Origin of the sequence: Pseudomonas lutea (genome assembly GCF_000759445.1) — a bacterium.
GTDB classification, from domain to species: domain Bacteria; phylum Pseudomonadota; class Gammaproteobacteria; order Pseudomonadales; family Pseudomonadaceae; genus Aquipseudomonas; species Aquipseudomonas lutea.
Genome location: NZ_JRMB01000002.1, coordinates 514,014 through 534,657, shown reverse-complemented (window position 1 = coordinate 534,657; position 20,644 = coordinate 514,014). Strand labels below are relative to the sequence as shown.

The following is a 20,644-nucleotide window of genomic DNA, read 5'->3' as shown; positions in this document are numbered from 1 at the left end:
TTCTATCTATACCGATCGTGCGGCTGTACCGACATTGATCGACCGTGCCTTTAATCAGGCGCGATCAGGCCGAAGTGCGGGCGATGGTGTCATCGCTGCGCAGGGTGAAGATCTCATAGCCGGTCGCAGTCACCAGAATGGTGTGCTCCCATTGCGCCGAGAGCTTGCGGTCCTTGGTGATGGCTGTCCAGCCGTCGCCCAGCAAACGCGTGTCCGCTTTACCCTGGTTGATCATCGGCTCGATGGTGAAGGTCATGCCTTCTTTGAGCTCCATGCCGTCGCCCGCCTTGCCGTAATGCAGAATCTGCGGCTCTTCATGGAAAACCTTGCCGATGCCGTGGCCACAGTATTCGCGCACCACAGAGAAACCGCTTTTTTCGGCGTGCTTCTGGATCACTTCGCCGATGTCGCCAAGGCGTGCGCCGGGTTTGACCACCTCAATGCCTTTATAAAGGCATTCCTGCGTGACGCGCGACAGGCGCTCGGCCCATTCAGGCACTTTGCCGACATGAAACATTTTGCTGGTGTCGCCGTGGTAGCCATCTTTGATGACCGTCACGTCTATGTTCAGCACGTCGCCTTCTTTCAGCGGCTTCTCGTTGGGAATGCCGTGGCAGACGACGTGATTGATCGAGGTGCAGATGGATTTCGGGAAACCCTTGTAATTGAGCGGTGCGGGAATGGCTTTTTGCTCGTTGACGATGTAGTCGTGGCAGAGGCGGTCCAGCTCGTCAGTCGTCACACCGGGCTTTACGTGGGCGCCGATCATTTCCAGCACCTCGGCAGCCAGGCGGCCGGCGATTCGCATCTTTTCGATGTCTTCAGGGGTTTTCAGTGTCACGGTCATTAAAGGAAGCTCTCTCGGCGCGGCAAGGCCACGGCTTGATACGGAAAAAACGTGATTCTACCAGACCGTCGTCAGGCGGGTTATCATCGCGTCCCCCATTGAGGCAGGCGGCGACATCCACTGCGTTCGTCGGAGGGCAAAAGCATCGGCAAAACGGCCTCTTATTTCGAGTTTCGTTATCCAGACTTTTGTGATATAAAATGCGCCGCTTTACGGGGTCTGCCCCGCGAGCACTAACCCACACACGTGTCGACACGATGACCTGGGTGCCTTCGGCTCAAGCCGCTGGTTGGTCATTGGGATACGTGGAGGCCTAACCCGACTTATCAAGGAACTATCATGTCCCAAGTCAACATGCGCGATATGCTGAAGGCCGGTGTGCACTTCGGTCACCAGACCCGTTACTGGAACCCGAAAATGGGTAAATACATTTTCGGCGCGCGTAACAAGATCCACATTATCAACCTTGAAAAAACCCTGCCTATGTTCAACGAAGCACTGACTTTCGTTGAGCGCCTGGCTCAGGGCAAAAACAAGATCCTGTTCGTCGGCACCAAGCGTTCCGCTGGCAAGATCGTTGCTGAAGAAGCAGCACGTTGCGGTTCGCCGTACGTCGATCACCGCTGGTTGGGCGGCATGCTGACCAACTTCAAGACCATCCGCGCTTCCATCAAGCGTCTGCGTGATCTTGAAATCCAGGCAGAAGACGGCACGTTCACCAAGCTGACCAAGAAAGAGGCGCTGATGCGCACTCGCGATCTGGAAAAGCTGGATCGCAGCCTGGGTGGTATCAAGGACATGGGCGGTCTGCCAGACGCTCTGTTCGTTATCGACGTTGATCACGAGCGCATCGCGATCACCGAAGCCAACAAGCTGGGTATCCCGGTCATCGGCGTTGTCGACACCAACAGCAGCCCTGAAGGCGTTGACTACATCATCCCGGGCAACGATGACGCAATCCGCGCCATCCAGCTGTACATGGGTTCGATGGCTGACGCTGTGATCCGTGGTCGCAACAACAATGCTGGCGGCACCGACGTTTACGCTGAAGAAGCTCCAGCGGCAACTGTTGAAGGCTGAGTAGCTAACGCCTGGCGTTGACTCAGTAAGCAAAAAGGGGGCTTGGCCCCCTTTTTGCCACCTCGAAAACCATCTGACGTTGCCATCGACCTTATTGTCATGCGCAGCAGTCACCATGGTTTTTCAAGAATTTGAGCGCCCGCAACGCGGGTGGAATGGTTGAAGACCCGTCCAAGAGGATTTTGAAATGGCAGAGATTACTGCAGCGTTGGTCAAAGAACTGCGCGAGCGTACCGGCGAAGGCATGATGGATTGCAAAAAGGCCTTGACCAAGGCTGGCGGCGACATCGAAAAAGCCATCGACGATATGCGTGCTTCGGGCGCAATCAAGGCAGCCAAAAAAGCAGGCAACGTTGCTGCTGAAGGCGCAATCGCCATCAAGGACGACGGCAAAGCCGCGGTCCTGATCGAAGTCAACTCCCAGACCGATTTCCTGGCTCTGCAGGACGACTTCAAGGCATTCGTCGCCAAGAGCGTCGAGAAAGCGTTTGCCGACAAGCTGACCACCGTTGAGCCTCTGGTTGAAGCGCAAGAAGCTGATCGTCTGGTTCTGGTCGGCAAGGTTGGCGAGAACGTCAACATCCGTCGTCTGGCCCGCATCGAAGGCGACGTACTGGGTTCGTACCTGCACGGCAACAAGATTGGCGTGGTTGTAGTGCTCAAGGGCGGCAACGCCGAGCTGGCGAAAGACATCGCCATGCACGTCGCGGCTACCAACCCTGAGTTCCTGCTGCCATCGGACGTTTCGCCAGAAGCGATCGAGCGCGAGAAGAACGTCTTCCTGCAACTGAACGAAGACAAGCTGAAAGGCAAGCCTGCTGAAATCGCCGAGAAGATGGTTGGCGGTCGTATCGCCAAGTTCCTCGCTGAAGCCAGCCTGGTCGAGCAGCCTTTCGTCAAGAACCCGGAAGTCAAGGTCGGTGAACTGGCGAAGAAAGCCGGCGCTGAGATCGTTTCTTTCACCTACTTCAAAGTAGGCGAAGGCATCGAGAAGCCAGTCGACAACTTCGCTGAAGAAGTCGCTGCTCAAGTAGCTGCAAGCAAGCAATAAGACGGTTCTCCAACTGTCGCCCCGAAGAGGCTGCCCGCTAACGCGCGCAGCCTCTTTGTCAAAGCGGCAGGCGGAATTGCGATTGCTGTACAGAATTTGTTTTTGCAGGGATTCGGGCCTACGAGCTGCAATTCCCTGAAGCAGTAACCTAGAGTTGACGCAGGTCGAAAGCGGCCCGCAATTCGAACGATTTTTTTTAAACGCCGCAGGAGAGATTCGCAATGGCTCAGCAGGGCAGTGGCTATCAAGCTCGCTATAAACGCATTCTACTCAAGCTCAGCGGCGAGGCCCTCATGGGGTCGGAAGAGTTCGGCATTGATCCCAAGGTGCTGGATCGCATGGCGCTGGAGGTTGGTCAGCTGGTGGGTATCGGCGTACAGGTCGGTCTGGTGATCGGCGGCGGCAACCTGTTTCGCGGCGCCGCGCTCAGCGCAGCCGGGATGGACCGGGTTACCGGTGACCACATGGGCATGCTTGCAACGGTGATGAACGCATTGGCGATGCGCGATGCCCTTGAGCGCGCCAACATCTCGGCCATCGTTATGTCTGCCATTTCCATGGTGGGCGTGACCGATCACTACGATCGTCGCAAGGCGATGCGTCACCTGAACGCAAAAGAAGTCGTGATCTTCGCCGCCGGTACCGGCAATCCGTTCTTTACCACCGATTCGGCGGCGTGCCTGCGCGCGATCGAGATCGACGCTGACGTCGTGCTGAAAGCAACCAAGGTCGATGGTGTGTACACTGCCGATCCATTCAAGGACCCGCATGCCGAGAAGTTCGATCGTCTGACGTACGACGAAGTGCTGGATCGCAAGCTGGGTGTAATGGATCTGACAGCCATCTGTCTGTGTCGTGACCACAAGATGCCACTGCGTGTCTTCAATATGAACAAGCCCGGCGCCCTGCTGAACATCGTGCATGGCGGCGCGGAAGGTACTTTGATCGAGGAAGGCGAACAATGATCAACGAAATCAAGAAAGACGCTCAAGCGCGCATGCAAAAATCCCTTGAGTCTCTGGCTCATGCATTCGGCCAGATCCGTACAGGCAAGGCGCACCCAAGCATTCTGGGCAGCGTCATGGTGCCGTACTACGGTTCCGACACGCCGTTGAGCGGCGTTGCCAACGTGACCGTCAAAGACTCCCGTACGCTGCAGGTCGTGGCGTTCGAGCGCAACATGCTCTCGGCTGTCGACAAAGCGATTCAGAGCGCGGGTCTGAACCTCAACCCGACCAACCTCGGCGAGATGCTGCTGATTTCCATGCCTGCGCTGACGGAAGAAACCCGTAAAGGTTTCACCAAGCAGGCTCGCAGCGCCGCAGAAGACGCCCGGGTTGCCGTGCGCAACATTCGTCGTGATGCGTTGGGTGAGTTGAAGAAGCTGGTCAAGGACAAGGAAATCAGCGAAGACGAGGAGCGTCGCGCTTCCGCCGATATCCAGAAGCTGACGGATAAGGCCGAGGCTGATATCGACGCCGCGACCAAGTCCAAAGAAGCGGACCTGATGGCCGTTTAAAGGCCGGGAAGCTTTCATGGATAAGACAAAGTTGGCTGCGCCGGCATCGGTGCCGCGTCATGTCGCGATCATCATGGATGGTAACAATCGCTGGGCCAAGAAGCGCCTCCTGCCCGGGGTAGCAGGGCACAAGGCTGGCGTTGACGCTGTTCGCGCGGTCATCGAAGTCTGCGCCGAGGCCAAGGTCGAGGTGCTGACGCTTTTTGCGTTTTCCAGTGAGAACTGGCAGCGACCCGCGGATGAAGTCGGTGCGCTGATGGAGCTGTTTTTCACAGCGCTGCGTCGCGAGACCAAGCGTCTGAACGAGAACGGCATCAGCCTGCGAATCATAGGCGATCGTTCGCGCTTCCATCCCGAGCTTCAGTCCGCCATCCGGGAAGCCGAGCAGCGTACGGCCGAAAACAACCGCTTTGTCCTGCAGATCGCCGCCAACTACGGCGGTCAGTGGGACATCGCCCAAGCGGCCCAGCGGCTGGCTCGCGAAGTCCAGGCGGGGCATTTGCGACCGGACGACATCACGCCGGAGTTGTTGCAGACGTGTCTGGCCACGGGCGATCTTCCGCTTCCTGATCTGTGCATCCGTACGGGCGGCGAGCACCGCATCAGCAATTTCCTGCTCTGGCAGCTGGCATACGCCGAGCTGTATTTCTCCGACCTGTTCTGGCCGGACTTCAAACACGAAGCCATGCGCACTGCGCTGGCCGATTTCGCTTCTCGCCAACGCCGCTTCGGGAAAACCAGCGAGCAGGTAGAAGCTGGAGCCCGCGCTTAATGCTAAAACAACGAATCATCACCGCGCTGATCCTCGCCCCGCTGGCCTTGTGCGGTTTCTTTTTGCTCGAAGGCGGCAGCTTTGCGTTGTTCATCGGCGCGGTCGTCATGCTTGGCGCCTGGGAATGGGCGCGGCTTTCAGGTTTTGAAGCGCAGTCGGCGCGCGTGCTGTACGCGGTAGTCGTCGGCGTCCTGTTGTTCTTGCTGTACCTGCTGCCCGATCTCGCCCCGTGGCTGCTGGTGGCTGCGCTGATCTGGTGGCTGGTAGCAACATGGCTTGTGCTGACCTACCCCGAATCCAGTGAACATTGGTCCAGTGCAGTCTGCAAGCTAGTGATCGGTCTGCTGATTCTCCTGCCGGCGTGGCAAGGGCTGGTGCTGATCAAGCAATTGCCAATGGGTAACTGGCTGATCCTGTCGGTGATGATTCTGGTGTGGGGTGCCGACATTGGCGCCTACTTTTCCGGCAAGGCGTTCGGCAAGCGCAAGCTGGCGCCGAAAGTCAGTCCGGGTAAAAGCTGGGAAGGTCTTTATGGCGGTTTGGCAGCGTGTCTGCTGATCACTGCGGTGGTCGGCTTTTCGCGTGGCTGGACCTTGGGCGAGATCGTCTTTGCGCTTGTGTGCGCAACAATCGTTGTGCTGATATCGGTGGTCGGCGACCTCACTGAAAGCATGTTCAAGCGTAAATCCGGGGTGAAGGACAGCAGCAACCTGCTGCCGGGCCACGGCGGCGTGCTTGACCGCATAGACAGTCTGACCGCTGCCATTCCAGTCTTCGCACTGCTGCTCTGGGCTGCCAAAGACTGGGGCGTGATGTGAGTACGCCCCAGCTCATAACCGTGCTGGGTGCTACCGGCTCGGTCGGATTAAGCACCCTTGATGTCATCGCCCGCCATCCGTCGCGCTACCAGGTGTTTGCGCTGACCGGTTTTACGCGGATGGCCGAGCTTTTGGCGCTGTGTGTTCGTCATACCCCGCAATTCGCTGTGGTCCCGACGACTGCTGCCGCACGGCAATTGCAGGATGATCTGAGCGCAGCCGGCCTCGACACCCGCGTGTTGGTGGGGGAGGGCGGGCTTTGCGAGGTCTCTGCACACCCTCTGGTGGACACTGTGCTGGCCGCCATCGTTGGCGCCGCCGGGCTACGTCCGACCCTCGCCGCAGTCGAGGCGGGCAAGAAGGTCCTGCTGGCGAACAAGGAAGCGCTGGTCATGTCCGGTGCTCTGTTCATGCAGGCTGTGCGACGCAGCGGCACCGTGTTGCTGCCGCTGGACAGCGAGCACAATGCGATTTTCCAGTGCCTGCCGCGTGATTACGAAACCGGGCTTGCCAAGGTCGGGGTCAGGCGCATCTTGCTGACCGCATCCGGTGGGCCTTTCCGGCAGACTCCGCTCGCCCAGCTGGAGCATGTGTCGCCGGATCAGGCGTGCGCTCACCCCAACTGGTCCATGGGTCGCAAAATATCCGTCGATTCCGCCAGCATGATGAACAAGGGGCTGGAGCTGATCGAAGCCTGTTGGCTCTTCGACACCACGCCCGCGCATATCGAAGTGGTCATTCATCCGCAAAGCGTTATCCACTCAATGGTGGATTACGTTGATGGCTCGGTGTTGGCGCAGTTGGGAAACCCCGACATGCGGACCCCGATTGCCCATGCGCTGGCATGGCCCGAGCGCATTGATTCCGGCGTCGCGCCATTGGACTTGTTCGGCATCGCGCGTCTGGACTTCGAGGCACCGGACGAAGTGCGCTTCCCATGCCTGCGTCTGGCACGGCAAGCTGCGGAGGCTGGCGACAGCGCACCCGCTGTGCTCAATGCCGCAAATGAAATCGCAGTGGCTGCGTTTCTGGATGGGCGCATTCGCTACCCCGAAATCGCGAGTATGATCGACGATGTTTTAACCCGCGAACCGGTGGTGGCAGTGTCTGAGCTGGAAACCGTCTTCGAGATCGACACACGAGCCCGAGGGCTGGCCGCGCAGTGGCTGAGTCGCAATGGCCGCTGATCAATCGAATCAGGCAGCAAAGGTGTTCTTCATTCGCACGCAATGTAGGCTTCAACGCACCGCTAGATCGGTACCCGGAGAGCAGCGATGAGCGCGCTATATATGATTGTCGGCACCCTGATTGCTTTGGGCGTGCTGGTAACGTTTCATGAATTTGGTCACTTCTGGGTGGCTCGCCGATGCGGCGTGAAGGTGCTGCGTTTTTCGGTAGGCTTCGGCATGCCCCTGTTGCGCTGGACTGACCGCAAGGGTACGGAATACGTCGTCGCGGCGATCCCGCTAGGCGGCTACGTCAAAATGCTCGACGAGCGAGAGGGTGATGTTCCGCCCGAGCTGGTCGATCAGTCCTTCAACCGCAAGTCGGTTTATCAGCGTATCGCCATTGTGATCGCCGGGCCGGTCGCCAACTTCCTGTTGGCGATTGTGTTTTTCTGGGTACTCGCCATGCTGGGTAGCCAGCAGGTCAGGCCTGTGGTCGGCGATGTCGAGCCGGGCAGCATTGCGCAAAAGGCCGGGCTGAGTGCCGGCCAGGAAATCGTGTCGGTTGACGGCGAGGCGGTAACGGGATGGGCAGGCGTAAACCTGCAACTCGTCCGTCGGCTCGGAGAGACCGGCACTATCGCGTTGAAGGTTCGCGAGCAGGGCTCCGACGTGGAAAGCCCCCGTTCGCTGGTTCTCAATGACTGGCTCAAAGGTGCGGCAGAGCCTGACCCGATTCGGTCGCTGGGCATTCGGCCGTGGCGTCCGGCATTGCCACCTGTACTGGCCGAGCTTGATCCGAAGGGCCCTGCCCAGACCGCCGGGCTAAAAACAGGCGATCGCCTGCTGGCGCTTAACGGTGAGTCTGTCGACGAATGGCAAAAGGTTGTGGATTGGGTTCGTGTCCATCCCGATACGCGAATTTCCGTGCGTGTAGAACGGGACGGGGCGCAGCTTGATGTGCCGGTTGACCTCGTGACTCATGGCGAAGGTACTGCGGCCATCGGCTACCTGGGCGCAGGGGTCAAGGGCGTGGATTGGCCGCCGGAGATGTTGCGTGAGGTCAGCTATGGCCCTGTAGCCGCCGTCGCAGAAGGCGCGCGGCGAACCTGGACCATGAGCGTGCTGACCCTCGATTCGCTGAAGAAAATGTTGTTCGGCGAGCTGTCCGTAAAAAACTTGAGCGGACCGATAACCATTGCTAAAGTGGCGGGCGCTTCGGCCCAGTCAGGCGTAGGCGACTTCCTGAATTTCCTGGCTTATCTGAGCATAAGCCTGGGCGTTCTCAATTTGCTGCCCATACCAGTGCTGGATGGGGGGCACTTGCTGTTTTATCTGATCGAGTGGGCGCGTGGTCGGCCGCTGTCGGAAAAGGTGCAGGGCTGGGGTGTCCAGATCGGTATCAGTCTGGTGGTTGGAGTGATGTTGCTCGCACTGGTCAACGATCTGGGACGACTGTAAAAGCTACGCCGAATTGTGAATCTGCCGCATTTTGCGGCAGTTTGTTTATTGCCAGTTGGAATAAGAAAGGACTTCATGAAACGTCTGCTGCTAACTGCGGTTCTTGCCGTACTGATGATCGCCGAAGTTCACGCCGAGTCCTTCACTATCTCCGATATCCGTGTCAACGGGCTGCAGCGGGTTTCCGCCGGCAGCGTGTTTGGTGCGCTGCCGTTGAACGTGGGTGAACAGGCCGATGATGCGCGTCTTGTCGACGCAACTCGTGCGCTGTTCAAAACCGGGTTCTTCCAGGACATCCAGCTGGGCCGAGACGGTAACGTCCTGGTCATTACGGTGGTGGAGCGTCCGTCGGTGTCGAGTATCGAGATCGAGGGCAACAAGGCGATCACCACTGAAGACCTGATGAAAGGTCTGAAGCAGTCCGGTCTGGCCGAAGGCGAAATCTTCCAGCGCGCAACGCTGGAAGGCGTTCGTAACGAGCTGCAGCGTCAGTATGTGGCTCAGGGCCGCTACTCCGCAGAAGTTGCCACCGAAGTCGTACCTCAGCCGCGCAACCGGGTGGGGCTGAAGATCAACATCAACGAAGGTGCGGTTGCCGCTATCCAGCACATCAACGTGGTGGGCAACTCGGTCTTCCCTGAGGACGATCTGGTCGATCTGTTCGAACTCAAGACCACCAACTGGCTTTCCTTCTTCAAGAACGACGACAAGTACGCCCGCGAGAAGCTCTCCGGCGACCTTGAGCGTCTGCGTTCGTATTACCTCGACCGCGGCTATATCAACATGGATATCGCCTCGACTCAGGTCTCGATCACGCCCGACAAGAAAAGCGTGTACATCACCGTCAATATTCATGAAGGCGAGAAGTACAGCGTCAAATCGGTCAAGCTGAGCGGCGACCTCAAGGTGCCTGAAGATCAGGTCAAGTCGCTGCTGCTGGTCAAGCCGGGCCAGGTGTTCTCCCGCAAGGTGATGACCACCACCTCGGAGCTGATCACCCGTCGTCTGGGTAACGAGGGCTACACCTTCGCCAACGTCAACGGTGTCCCAACGCCTAACGATGAAGACCATACCGTCGATATCACCTTCGTGGTCGATCCGGGCAAGCGTGCCTACGTCAACCGCATCAATTTCCGCGGCAACACCAAGACTGCCGACGAAGTGCTGCGCCGTGAAATGCGTCAGATGGAAGGCGGTTGGGCTTCTACTTACCTGATCGACCAGTCCAAGACCCGTCTTGATCGTCTGGGCTTCTTCAAGGAAGTGAACGTCGAAACCCCTGCAGTGCCTGGCACCGACGATCAGGTCGACGTGAACTATGCCGTTGAAGAACAGGCGTCCGGTTCGATTACCGCCAGTGTCGGCTTCGCGCAGAGCGCCGGTTTGATCCTGGGTGGCTCGATCAGCCAGAACAACTTCCTGGGTACAGGTAACAAGGTCAGCATCGGCCTGACCAAAAGTGAATACCAGACCCGCTACAACTTCAGCTACGTCGATCCGTACTTCACGCCGGACGGTGTGAGCCTTGGCTACAGCGCTTTCTACCGCAAGACCGACTACGACGACCTCGACGTCGACGTGGCCAGCTACTCGGTCGACAGTCTGGGTGCCGGCATCAACATGGGCTACCCGATCAGCGAAACCTCTCGTCTGAACTTCGGCCTGTCGGTACAGAAGGACGAGCTGAGCACCGGTAAGTACACCGTTGACGAAATCTTCGACTTCATCGAAAAAGAAGGCGACAGTTTCACCAACTTCAAGGCCTCGGTAGGCTGGTCCGAGTCGACGCTGAACAAAGGCACGCTGCCAACCCGCGGTAGCTCGCAGAGCCTGACCCTAGAAACCACTATCCCTGGCAGCGACCTGTCGTTCTACAAGCTTGATTATCGCGGTCAGCTGTTCCACCCGATTACCAGCAACTACACCTTGCGTCTGCACTCGGAGCTGGGCTACGGCGATGGTTACGGTTCGACGTCCGGTCTGCCGTTCTACGAGAACTACTACGCCGGTGGCTTCAACTCGGTACGTGGTTTCAAAGACAGCACGCTGGGTCCGCGCAGTACCCCTAGTAGCGGTCGCGCAGGTAGCGGCACTCTCGCTGACCCGGACCAGGATCCGCTGCCGTTCGGTGGTAACGTTCTGATCACTGGCGGTGCGGAGATTCTCTTCCCGCTGCCGTTCATCAAGGACCAGCGCTCGCTCCGTACTTCGCTGTTCTGGGATGTGGGTAACGTATTCAACACCAATTGCGGTTCGCAGAAGACCACGACCGACGGTCAGAAGGTCGAGTGTAATGGCCCAGAGCTTTCCGGCCTGGCCAGCTCCGTCGGTGTCGGCGTGACGTGGGTCACTGCGTTGGGTCCGTTGAGTTTCGCCCTGGCGATGCCGGTCAAGAAACCGGACGACAGCACCGAAACCCAAGTCTTCCAATTCTCTCTCGGTCAGACCTTCTAAGGGTCTGATCACTGCTAACGACAACGGATTCTGTAGGAGTTACATCGTGCGTAAGTTGACCCAATTGGCATTGCTGGCAACGGTTCTGATCGCAGGCCCGGCATTTGCTGACATGAAAATCGCAGTACTGAACTACCAGATGGCCCTGCTCGAATCTGACGCAGCCAAACGGTACGCAGTGGATGCGGAGAAGAAATTCGGTCCTCAGTTGACCAAGCTGAAGGCTCTGGAAAGCAGCGCCAAAGGCATTCAGGATCGTCTGGTTGCCGGTGGCGACAAAATGGCCCAGCCTGAACGTGAACGTCTGGAGCTGGACTTCAAGCAAAAGGCTCGGGACTTCCAGTTCCAGTCCAAGGAATTGAACGAAGCCAAAGCTGTTGCTGACCGCGACATGCTCAAGCAACTCAAGCCGAAGCTGGATCAGGCTGTGGAAGAAGTCATCAAGAAAGGTGGATTTGACCTGGTGTTCGAACGCGGTGCCGTGATTGACGTCAAACCGCAATACGACGTCACGCGCCAGGTTATCGAGCGCATGAATCAGCTGAAGTAACTTCATGACCGCGACCATCACACTCGGCCAGTTGGCCGAGTTCCTCGGCGCCACCCTGCGTGGCCCCGCGGACAAGCACATCACAGGACTGGCGACCTTGCAGGAAGCCGGTCCTGATCAGGTCAGCTTTTTGGCCAATCCCCAGTATCGAAAATTCCTCGCGACGACCCACGCCGCTGCCGTGCTGCTCAAGCCCGCAGATGCCGAAGGCTACACCGCCGATGCGCTACTGGTGCCTGATCCCTATCTGGCGTATGCGCGCATCTCCCATTTGTTCGATCCCAAGCCAAAAGCACCTGTGGGTGTACACCCGACTGCCGTGGTTGCCGAAGACGCCTTCGTTGATCCGGCGGCCAGCGTGGGTGCCTACGCGGTGATCGAAAGCGGTGCGCGGATCGCGGCGGGCGTGACCATCGGCGCGCACTGCTACATCGGTGCGCGCAGTGTGATTGGAGAGGGCGGCTGGCTTGCACCTCGTGTCACGCTTTACCACGATGTACGTGTCGGCCAACGTGTGGTCATTCAATCCGGGGCAGTGCTGGGTGGCGAAGGTTTTGGGTTCGCCAATGAGAAGGGCGTCTGGCAAAAGATCGCGCAGATCGGCGGCGTGACCATTGGTGACGATGTCGAGATCGGCGTCAATACCGCAATTGACCGTGGCGCGATGGACGACACCCGTATCGGCAATGGCGTGAAGCTGGATAACCAGATCCAGATCGCTCACAACGTGCAGATTGGGGATCACACGGCAATGGCTGCGTGCGTCGGCATTTCCGGCAGTGCCAAGATCGGCAAGCATTGCATGCTCGCCGGTGGGGTCGGCCTGGTCGGACACATTGAAATCTGCGACGGGGTGTTTGTCACCGGCATGACCATGGTGACGCGTTCCATCACCGAGCCCGGCGCGTATTCCTCCGGCACGGCGATGCAGCCGGCGGCAGAGTGGCGCAAAAGCGCGGCACGCATGCGTCATCTCGATGACATGGCGCGGCGCCTTCAACAGCTGGAAAAGATTGTCGAGGCAGTGACCTCAGGCGGTAAAGCTTCATCTGATGGCTGATACTTTTTCCTTATCAAGCGTGCACAGCCGATAAACTGCCTCCTTGATTTGCTAGAGGAGTGAGGCGCGTCAGTCGCGCCCTCCCAATCTTTACTACAGGCTTCCTTTCAAAATGATGGACATCAACGAAATCCGCGAATATCTGCCACACCGTTACCCGTTCCTGCTCGTGGACCGTGTGGTGGAGCTGGATGTCGAGACCAAAAGCATTCGTGCCTACAAGAATGTCAGCATCAACGAGCCTTTCTTCAACGGTCACTTTCCTCAGCACCCGATCATGCCAGGCGTGCTGATCATTGAGGCCATGGCTCAGGCAGCGGGCATCCTGGGCTTCAAGATGCTGGATGTGAAGCCTGCCGATGGCACCCTGTATTACTTCGTCGGTTCCGACAAGCTGCGCTTTCGTCAGCCAGTATTGCCGGGCGACCAGTTGATCCTCGAAGCGAAGTTCCTCAGCTGCAAGCGTCAGATCTGGAAGTTCGAATGCCAGGCATCGGTGGATGGGAAGCCGGTGTGCTCGGCCGAAATCATCTGTGCGGAACGTAAACTATGAGTTTGATTGACTCTCGCGCAATCATCGATCCGACGGCCGTACTGGCCGACGATGTAGAGGTCGGCCCGTGGTCGATCGTCGGACCTGGTGTGGAAATCGGCGAGGGTACAGTGATCGGTCCGCATGTGATCCTGCGCGGCCCGACCAAAATCGGCAAACACAACCACATCTACCAGTTTTCCTCGGTTGGTGAGGACACGCCTGATCTGAAGTACAAGGGTGAAGCGACGCGTCTGGTGATCGGTGACCACAACGTCATCCGTGAAGGTGTGACAATTCACCGTGGCACCATCCAGGACCGTGCGGAAACCACCCTCGGTGACCACAACCTGATCATGGCCTACGCGCACATCGGTCACGACAGCGTCATTGGCAATCACTGCATCCTGGTCAACAACACCGCGTTGGCCGGCCATGTGCACGTCGATGACTGGGCAATTCTGTCCGGGTTTACCCTGGTCCATCAGTATTGCCACATTGGCGCGCACAGCTTCTCGGGCATGGGCACCGCCATTGGCAAGGACGTTCCGGCATTCGTCACGGTGTTCGGCAACCCTGCGCAGGCCCGCAGCATGAACTTTGAAGGCATGCGCCGCAGGGGTTTCTCCGAAGAGTCGATCCACGCACTGCGCCGCGCCTACAAGACCGTCTACCGTCAGGGCCTCACGGTCGAGCAGGCGATCGTCGAACTGACGGAACCCGCTGCGCAATTCCCCGAGGTCGAGCTGTTCCTCAAATCCATTCAGTCCTCGACTCGCGGCATCACCCGCTGATCATGGCTCGGTTGCGTATAGCGCTGGTCGCCGGTGAAGCCTCCGGTGACATCCTCGGTTCGGGCTTGATGCGTGCGATCAAGGTGCGTCATCCCGATGTCGAATTCATGGGTGTCGGTGGTCCGCTCATGGAAGCAGAAGGCATGGCATCCTGCTTTCCGATGGAGCGCCTGTCGGTCATGGGGCTGGTGGAGGTGCTGGGCCGTCTGAAAGAGCTCCTCGCCCGACGCAAGCTGCTGGTCCAGACGCTCATCGAAGAAAAGCCCGACGTGTTCATCGGTATCGATGCCCCTGATTTCACTCTTAATATCGAACTCAAGTTGCGTCAGGCGGGTATCAAGACCGTTCATTACGTCAGCCCCTCCGTATGGGCCTGGCGACAGAAGCGTGTCCTGAAGATCCGCGAAGGCTGCGACCTGATGCTGACGCTGCTGCCGTTCGAAGCCCGCTTCTATGAGGAGAAGGGTGTTCCGGTCCGCTTTGTAGGGCACCCGCTGGCCGACACCATTCCATTGCAGGCCGATCGTCTGGCCGCGCGTACCCAACTCGGGTTGGATGATGGGCCAGTGGTCGCGCTCATGCCGGGCAGTCGCGGTGGTGAAGTCGGCCGCCTGGGCGCCCTGTTTTTTGACGCGGCCGAGCGCCTGCTGGCTGCGCGTCCCCAGATCCGTTTCGTGCTGCCCTGTGCCAGCCCTCAGCGCCGTGAACAGATCGAGCAGCTGTTGCAAGGGCGCAATCTACCGCTCACGTTGCTCGATGGGCAGTCCCACGTGGCACTGGCCGCATGTGACGCCGTGCTGATTGCATCCGGTACCGCGACCCTCGAAGCGCTGCTGTACAAACGACCAATGGTGGTTGCCTACCGACTGGCGCCGCTAACTTACTGGATACTCAAGCGGATGGTGAAAAGTCCGTACGTGTCGCTGCCTAATCTGCTGGCCCAGCGTTTGCTGGTCCCGGAGCTTTTGCAGGACGCCGCGACCGCCGAAGCCTTGGCGCAGACGCTGCTGCCGTTGCTGGACAACGGCAACGAGCAGACTGCCGGCTTTGACGAGATTCACCGAACCTTGCGTCGCGATGCTTCCAATCAGGCCGCCGATGCGGTGCTGAGCTTGATTGGCGGGACGCCTTCACGATGAGCAAGCCATCTATGCAAATGGGTCTGGATTTCAATCTGGTCGAGGACCTGGTCGCCGGTGTCGACGAGGTCGGCCGCGGCCCGCTGTGCGGTGCTGTCGTCACTGCCGCGGTGATCCTCGACCCCAAGCGCCCGATCCTTGGGCTGAACGATTCAAAAAAACTCACTGAAGCCAAACGCGAAAAACTCTTCGACGAAATTTGTGAAAAGGCCTTGTGCTGGCACATCGCGCGCGCCGAAGTCGAAGAGATCGACGAGTTGAATATCCTTCACGCCACGATGCTGGCGATGAAGCGCGCCGTCGAAGGGTTGATCATTACGCCGAAACTGGCGCTGATCGATGGCAACCGTTGCCCGCAGTTGTCAGTGCCCAGCGCGCCGGTGATACAGGGCGATGCCCATGTGCCCGCCATCGCCGCCGCCTCGATTCTGGCCAAGGTCAGCCGCGACCGGGAAATGGCGCGCATGGAATTGCTCTACCCGGGCTACGGCATTGGCGGCCACAAGGGCTATCCGACGGCGGTGCACCTCGAAGCGCTGGCGCGGCTGGGGCCCACGCCCATTCACCGGCGCTCCTTTGGACCGGTTCGCGAAGCCTGGGCCGCGCGGGACATGATCATCTCCACCGGCTTCATGTCGCTGCCGCTCGGTTGATCGCCGGCTGATGTTTTCATGAATGGCCGGTACAATCCGGCCTTCGTTTTTTCTGCACCATAGGATCACCCATGCCGGCTTCTTTCGTTCACCTACGCCTGCACACCGAATACTCCCTCGTTGATGGTCTGGTCCGTGTAAAACCGTTGGTCAAAGCGCTCGCGGCCATGAACATGCCGGCCGTCGCGGTGACCGACCAGAACAACATGTGCTCGCTGGTTAAATTTTACAAAGCCGCCATGGGCGCCGGTATCAAGCCCATTTGCGGCGCAGACATCTGGCTGGCAGGTCGCGACCGCGATGCACCGCTGAGTCGCCTCAGCCTGCTGGTGATGAATCCAAAGGGCTACCTGAACCTCACCGAGTTGATTTCCCGGGGGTTCATGCACGGTCAGCGCAACGGTCTGGTGGTGATCGAGCGCGAGTGGGTGGCCGAAGCCAGCGAGGGTTTGATTGCCCTGTCTGCAGCGAAGGAGGGCGAGATTGGCATGGCCCTGCTCGGCGGCAACCCGTCTGAAGCCGACGAGTTGCTGAAGGAATGGATGACGGTGTTCCCGGACCGTTTCTACATCGAGGTTCAGCGCACCAACCGTATCAACGATGAAGAACACGTGCACGCAGCGGTCGCATTGGCCGAGCGCCACGGCGTCCCACTGGTGGCCAGCAACGACGTGCGCTTCATCAAGCAGGAAGATTTCGAGGCCCACGAAACCCGCGTCTGCATCGGCGAAGGCCGCGCGCTGGACGATCCGCGCCGCTCGCACAACTACAGCGATCAGCAGTACCTGAAAAGCGCAGAGGAGATGGCCGAGCTGTTCAGCGACCTGCCGGACGCGCTGGCCAACACCGTCGAGATCGCCAAACGCTGCAACATCGAGGTCAAGCTGGGCACGCACTTCCTGCCCAATTTCCCGATTCCCGATGGCATGACCATCGACGAGTACTTCCGCAAAGTGTCCTTCGAAGGCCTGGAGGAGCGTCTTGCCGTGCTCTGGCCGAAGGACACCACACCAGACTACGAGGCCAAGCGGCAGGTCTACGTCGACCGATTGAATTTCGAACTGGATATCATCATCCAGATGGGCTTCCCCGGGTACTTCCTGATCGTTATGGACTTCATCCAGTGGGCCAAAAGCAACGGCGTGCCGGTGGGGCCAGGCCGTGGGTCGGGTGCCGGTTCGCTGGTGGCCTACGTACAAAAGATCACCGATCTTGACCCGCTGGAATACGACCTGCTCTTCGAACGTTTCCTTAACCCCGAGCGGGTCTCCATGCCCGACTTCGACGTCGACTTCTGCATGGACGGTCGCGACCGGGTCATTGAATACGTGGCCGAGAAGTACGGCCGCAATGCGGTCAGCCAGATCATCACCTTCGGTTCCATGGCCGCCAAGGCGGTGGTCCGTGACGTGGCGCGGGTGCAGGGCAAGTCGTACGGCCTGGCGGATCGTCTGTCCAAGATGATTCCCTTCGAAGTCGGCATGACCCTGGAAAAGGCCTACGAACAGGAAGAGATCCTGCGCGACTTCCTCAAGACCGACGAGGAAGCGGCAGAAATCTGGGAAATGGCCCGCAAGCTCGAAGGCGTTGTGCGTAACGTCGGCAAGCACGCGGGCGGTGTGGTCATCGCGCCGACCAAGCTGACGGACTTCTCTGCGGTCTACTGCGATGAAGAAGGCGGCGGTCTGGTCACTCAGTTTGACAAGGACGACGTGGAGGCGGCCGGTCTGGTGAAGTTCGACTTCCTGGGCCTGCGTACGCTGACGATCATCGACTGGGCGCTGAAGACAATCAATCGCGACCGCGCCAAGGTCGGTGAAGAACCCCTCGATATCGCATTCATCCCCCTGGATGACATGCCGACTTACGAGCTGCTGCAGAAAGCCGAGACAACGGCTGTCTTCCAGCTGGAGTCGCGAGGCATGAAAGAGCTTATCAAAAAGCTCAAGCCCGACTGCCTCGAAGACTTGATCGCACTGGTGGCCCTGTTCCGTCCCGGTCCGTTGCAGTCTGGCATGGTCGACGACTTCATCAACCGCAAGCACGGGCGCGCGGAGCTGTCCTACCCCCACGTCGATTACCAGTACGAAGGTCTCAAGCCGGTGCTTGCGCCGACTTACGGCATCATCCTGTACCAGGAACAGGTGATGCAGATTGCTCAGGTCATGGCCGGCTACACCCTCGGCGGCGCCGACATGCTGCGGCGTGCGATGGGTAAGAAAAAGCCCGAAGAAATGGCCAAGCAACGCGGCGGTTTCATTGAAGGCTGCAAGACCAACAACATTGATCCCGACCTTGCCGGTAACATTTTCGACCTGGTAGAAAAGTTCGCTGGTTATGGCTTCAACAAGTCGCACTCGGCCGCCTACGGGCTGGTGTCGTACCAGACTGCCTGGCTGAAGCGCCATTACCCGGCGCCCTTCATGGCGGCCGTGCTTTCTGCGGACATGCACAACACCGACAAGGTTGTGACCTTGATCGAAGAAGTGCGGATCATGAAGCTGCGCCTGGATGCACCGGACGTGAACAACTCGGAGTTCAAGTTCACCGTGAACGACGACGGCCGCATCGTCTACGGCCTTGGCGCCATCAAGGGGGTCGGCGAAGGTCCGGTGGAAGCGATTACGGAAGCGCGTCAGGAAGGGCCGTTCAAGGACCTGTTCGATTTCTGCGCCCGCATCGACCTCAAGCGCGTGAACAAGCGTACGCTGGACGGCCTGATTCGCAGTGGTGCGCTTGATCGCCTCGGGCCGTTCTTCTACGACGAGCCAAAACAGTATCAGGCCAACATCGACCGCAACCGCGGGGTGCTGCTGGCCGCGCTGGAAGGGGCGATTCAAGCCGCCGAACAGACCGCGCGCAGTCACGACAGCGGTCACGCCGATCTTTTTGGTGGTCTGTTCGTCGAGGCGGACGCCGACGTGTACGCGAATCATCGCAGCGCCAAGGAAGTCACCCTCAAGGAGCGGCTGCGTGGCGAGAAGGAAACCCTGGGTCTTTACCTGACGGGGCATCCGATCGATGAATACGAAGGCGAAATTCGCCGATTTGCACGCCAGCGCATCGTCGACCTCAAGCCTTCGCGCGAGACCCAGACCATCGCTGGCCTGATCATCGCGCTCCGGGTGATGAAAAATAAAAAGGGCGACAAGATGGGCTTCATCACGCTGGACGACCGTTCAGGGCGCATTGAAGCCTCGCTGTTCGCCGATTCATTCCAGGCCGCCCAGTCTTTGCTGCAAACCGACGCTATGGTTGTGGTGGAAGGTGAGGTCAGCACGGATGATTTCTCAGGTGGCCTGCGCCTGCGCGCCAAACGGGTGATGAGCCTTGAGGAGGCACGTACCGGGCTGGCGGAAAGTCTGCGTCTGAACCTGCGCGCCGAGGCGCTGAAGGGCGACCGGCTGCGCTGGCTGGGCGAACTGTGCAAGAAGCACCGGGGCGCGTGCCCGATCACCCTCGACTACACCGGGCAGGAAGCCAAGGCAGTGCTGCAGTTCGGCGAAGCGTGGCGAATTGACCCCGCGGACAGCCTGATTCAGGCGTTGCGTGACCAGTTCGGACGAGAGAACGTCTTCCTGCAGTATCGCTGACACCGATCAGCTCAACATTTGCGACTCGACACTTTAAACTCGACCGAAAGGCGCCCGCTCCATTAAGGTAGGGCGCTTATCGGATCAACCGGCCGGCCTCTTGGCCGTCGACCCAAGACGGATGCCTATGAACCCGAATTTTCTGGATTTCGAACAGCCGATTGCTGACCTGCAAGCCAAGATTGAAGAGCTGCGTCTGGTAGGGAATGACAACTCGCTGAACATCGGCGACGAAATCTCTCGACTGCAAGAGAAGAGCAATACGCTCACCGAAAGCATTTTCGGCAACCTGACCAGTTGGCAGATCGCGCGCATGGCGCGTCATCCGCGTCGTCCGTACACGCTGGACTACATTCAACACATCTTCACCGAGTTCGACGAGCTCCACGGCGATCGTCACTTCTCCGACGACGCCGCCATCGTGGGCGGCATTGCCCGTCTGGACGAGCAGCCGGTCATGGTCATCGGTCATCAAAAGGGCCGCGAAGTCCGTGAGAAGGTTCGCCGCAACTTCGGCATGCCGCGTCCTGAAGGCTATCGCAAAGCCTGCCGTCTGATGGAAATGGCCGAGCGCTTCAAGATGCCGATCCTGACGTTCATCGACACCCCCGGCGCCTATCCCGGCATCGACGCTGAAGAGCGTAACCAGAGCGAAGCCATTGCCTGGAACCTGCGTGTCATGGCGCGGCTGAAAACGCCGATCATCGCCACGGTCATCGGCGAAGGCGGCTCGGGCGGCGCACTGGCGATCGGTGTCTGTGACCAGCTGAACATGCTGCAGTACTCGACGTATGCCGTGATCTCGCCGGAAGGCTGTGCGTCCATTCTGTGGAAAACCGCCGAAAAGGCGCCCGATGCGGCTGAAGCCATGGGCATCACTGCCGAGCGCTTGAAAGGCCTGGGCATTGTCGACAAGGTGATCAGCGAGCCCCTGGGTGGCGCGCACCGCGATCCGGCCGCTGCCGCAGCATTGATCCGCGAAGAATTGAGCAGCCAGCTGAGCATGCTCCAGAAGTTCGATAACGAGGCGCTGTTGGCCCGCCGTTACGACCGCCTGATGAGCTATGGCCTTTAACCGGACCGTTCTCCACGACGAGCGTCACCGAACCCGGTGACGTCTCCCGGTCCGGCGAGCTTTAAGCAGGGTTAACCAGC

Annotated in this window: 18 protein-coding genes; 17 read left to right on the top strand and 1 reads right to left on the bottom strand. The window is 59.1% G+C overall.

Annotation, left to right across the window (positions count from 1 at the left end):
* Positions 1-64: 64 nt before the first annotated feature.
* Positions 65-847, bottom strand: a complete 783-nt coding sequence (map, locus tag LT42_RS14565; RefSeq protein WP_037014265.1) for a type I methionyl aminopeptidase — start codon at positions 845-847, stop codon at positions 65-67.
* Between the two features lie 339 nt (positions 848-1,186).
* Here map and rpsB point away from each other — a divergent pair, with 339 nt between their 5' ends.
* The 17 genes from rpsB to accA all read left to right on the top strand — a co-directional run bounded on the left by rpsB (position 1,187) and on the right by accA (position 20,564).
* Positions 1,187-1,927, top strand: a complete 741-nt coding sequence (gene rpsB, locus LT42_RS14560; RefSeq protein ID WP_037014262.1) for a 30S ribosomal protein S2 — start codon at positions 1,187-1,189, stop codon at positions 1,925-1,927.
* A gap of 187 nt (positions 1,928-2,114) precedes the next feature.
* Positions 2,115-2,978, top strand: coding sequence for a translation elongation factor Ts (gene tsf / locus LT42_RS14555; protein ID WP_037014259.1), 864 nt, complete (start codon positions 2,115-2,117; stop codon positions 2,976-2,978).
* Between the two features lie 221 nt (positions 2,979-3,199).
* A complete protein-coding gene (gene pyrH / locus LT42_RS14550; protein ID WP_037014256.1) occupies positions 3,200-3,943 on the top strand; it encodes a UMP kinase in 744 nt (247 codons plus the stop codon).
* The gene (gene frr / locus LT42_RS14545; RefSeq protein WP_037014252.1) at positions 3,940-4,497 is read left to right on the top strand and encodes a ribosome recycling factor; all 558 of its coding nucleotides are present in this window, start codon (positions 3,940-3,942) and stop codon (positions 4,495-4,497) included. The genes pyrH and frr overlap by 4 nt, the downstream gene beginning before the upstream one ends.
* 16 nt (positions 4,498-4,513) lie before the next feature.
* Entirely contained in the window at positions 4,514-5,269 is a 756-nt protein-coding gene (uppS, locus tag LT42_RS14540) for a polyprenyl diphosphate synthase (RefSeq protein ID WP_037014249.1), read from the top strand.
* Positions 5,269-6,087, top strand: coding sequence for a phosphatidate cytidylyltransferase (locus LT42_RS14535; RefSeq protein WP_037014246.1), 819 nt, complete (start codon positions 5,269-5,271; stop codon positions 6,085-6,087). Before uppS ends, LT42_RS14535 begins: the two co-directional genes overlap by 1 nt.
* Entirely contained in the window at positions 6,084-7,274 is a 1,191-nt protein-coding gene (ispC, locus tag LT42_RS14530; protein WP_037014243.1) for a 1-deoxy-D-xylulose-5-phosphate reductoisomerase, read from the top strand. Before LT42_RS14535 ends, ispC begins: the two co-directional genes overlap by 4 nt.
* A gap of 87 nt (positions 7,275-7,361) precedes the next feature.
* Positions 7,362-8,714, top strand: a complete 1,353-nt coding sequence (rseP, locus tag LT42_RS14525; protein ID WP_037014241.1) for a sigma E protease regulator RseP — start codon at positions 7,362-7,364, stop codon at positions 8,712-8,714.
* A gap of 75 nt (positions 8,715-8,789) precedes the next feature.
* Positions 8,790-11,168 carry an outer membrane protein assembly factor BamA gene (gene bamA, locus LT42_RS14520; protein WP_037014238.1) on the top strand — a complete coding sequence of 793 codons (2,379 nt, stop codon included), beginning with the start codon at positions 8,790-8,792 and terminating at the stop codon, positions 11,166-11,168.
* A gap of 46 nt (positions 11,169-11,214) precedes the next feature.
* Entirely contained in the window at positions 11,215-11,718 is a 504-nt protein-coding gene (locus tag LT42_RS14515; protein WP_037014235.1) for an OmpH/Skp family outer membrane protein, read from the top strand.
* A 4-nt stretch (positions 11,719-11,722) separates the two neighbouring features.
* The gene (gene lpxD, locus LT42_RS14510; protein ID WP_037014233.1) at positions 11,723-12,778 is read left to right on the top strand and encodes a UDP-3-O-(3-hydroxymyristoyl)glucosamine N-acyltransferase; all 1,056 of its coding nucleotides are present in this window, start codon (positions 11,723-11,725) and stop codon (positions 12,776-12,778) included.
* Positions 12,779-12,890: 112 nt separating this feature from the next.
* Positions 12,891-13,331, top strand: a complete 441-nt coding sequence (gene fabZ / locus LT42_RS14505; protein WP_037014232.1) for a 3-hydroxyacyl-ACP dehydratase FabZ — start codon at positions 12,891-12,893, stop codon at positions 13,329-13,331.
* A complete protein-coding gene (gene lpxA, locus LT42_RS14500) occupies positions 13,328-14,104 on the top strand; it encodes an acyl-ACP--UDP-N-acetylglucosamine O-acyltransferase (RefSeq protein WP_037014230.1) in 777 nt (258 codons plus the stop codon). The genes fabZ and lpxA overlap by 4 nt, the downstream gene beginning before the upstream one ends.
* Positions 14,105-14,106: 2 nt before the next feature.
* Positions 14,107-15,243, top strand: a complete 1,137-nt coding sequence (gene lpxB, locus LT42_RS14495) for a lipid-A-disaccharide synthase (protein WP_037014228.1) — start codon at positions 14,107-14,109, stop codon at positions 15,241-15,243.
* 11 nt (positions 15,244-15,254) lie between these two features.
* On the top strand, positions 15,255-15,896 hold the full coding sequence (gene rnhB / locus LT42_RS14490) for a ribonuclease HII (protein ID WP_037014227.1): 642 nt from the start codon (positions 15,255-15,257) through the stop codon (positions 15,894-15,896).
* Between the two features lie 71 nt (positions 15,897-15,967).
* Complete coding sequence (dnaE, locus tag LT42_RS14485) at positions 15,968-19,489, top strand: DNA polymerase III subunit alpha (RefSeq protein WP_037014226.1); 3,522 nt, start codon at positions 15,968-15,970, stop codon at positions 19,487-19,489.
* Positions 19,490-19,616: 127 nt separating this feature from the next.
* On the top strand, positions 19,617-20,564 hold the full coding sequence (accA, locus tag LT42_RS14480; protein ID WP_037014224.1) for an acetyl-CoA carboxylase carboxyl transferase subunit alpha: 948 nt from the start codon (positions 19,617-19,619) through the stop codon (positions 20,562-20,564).
* Positions 20,565-20,644: the final 80 nt, after the last annotated feature.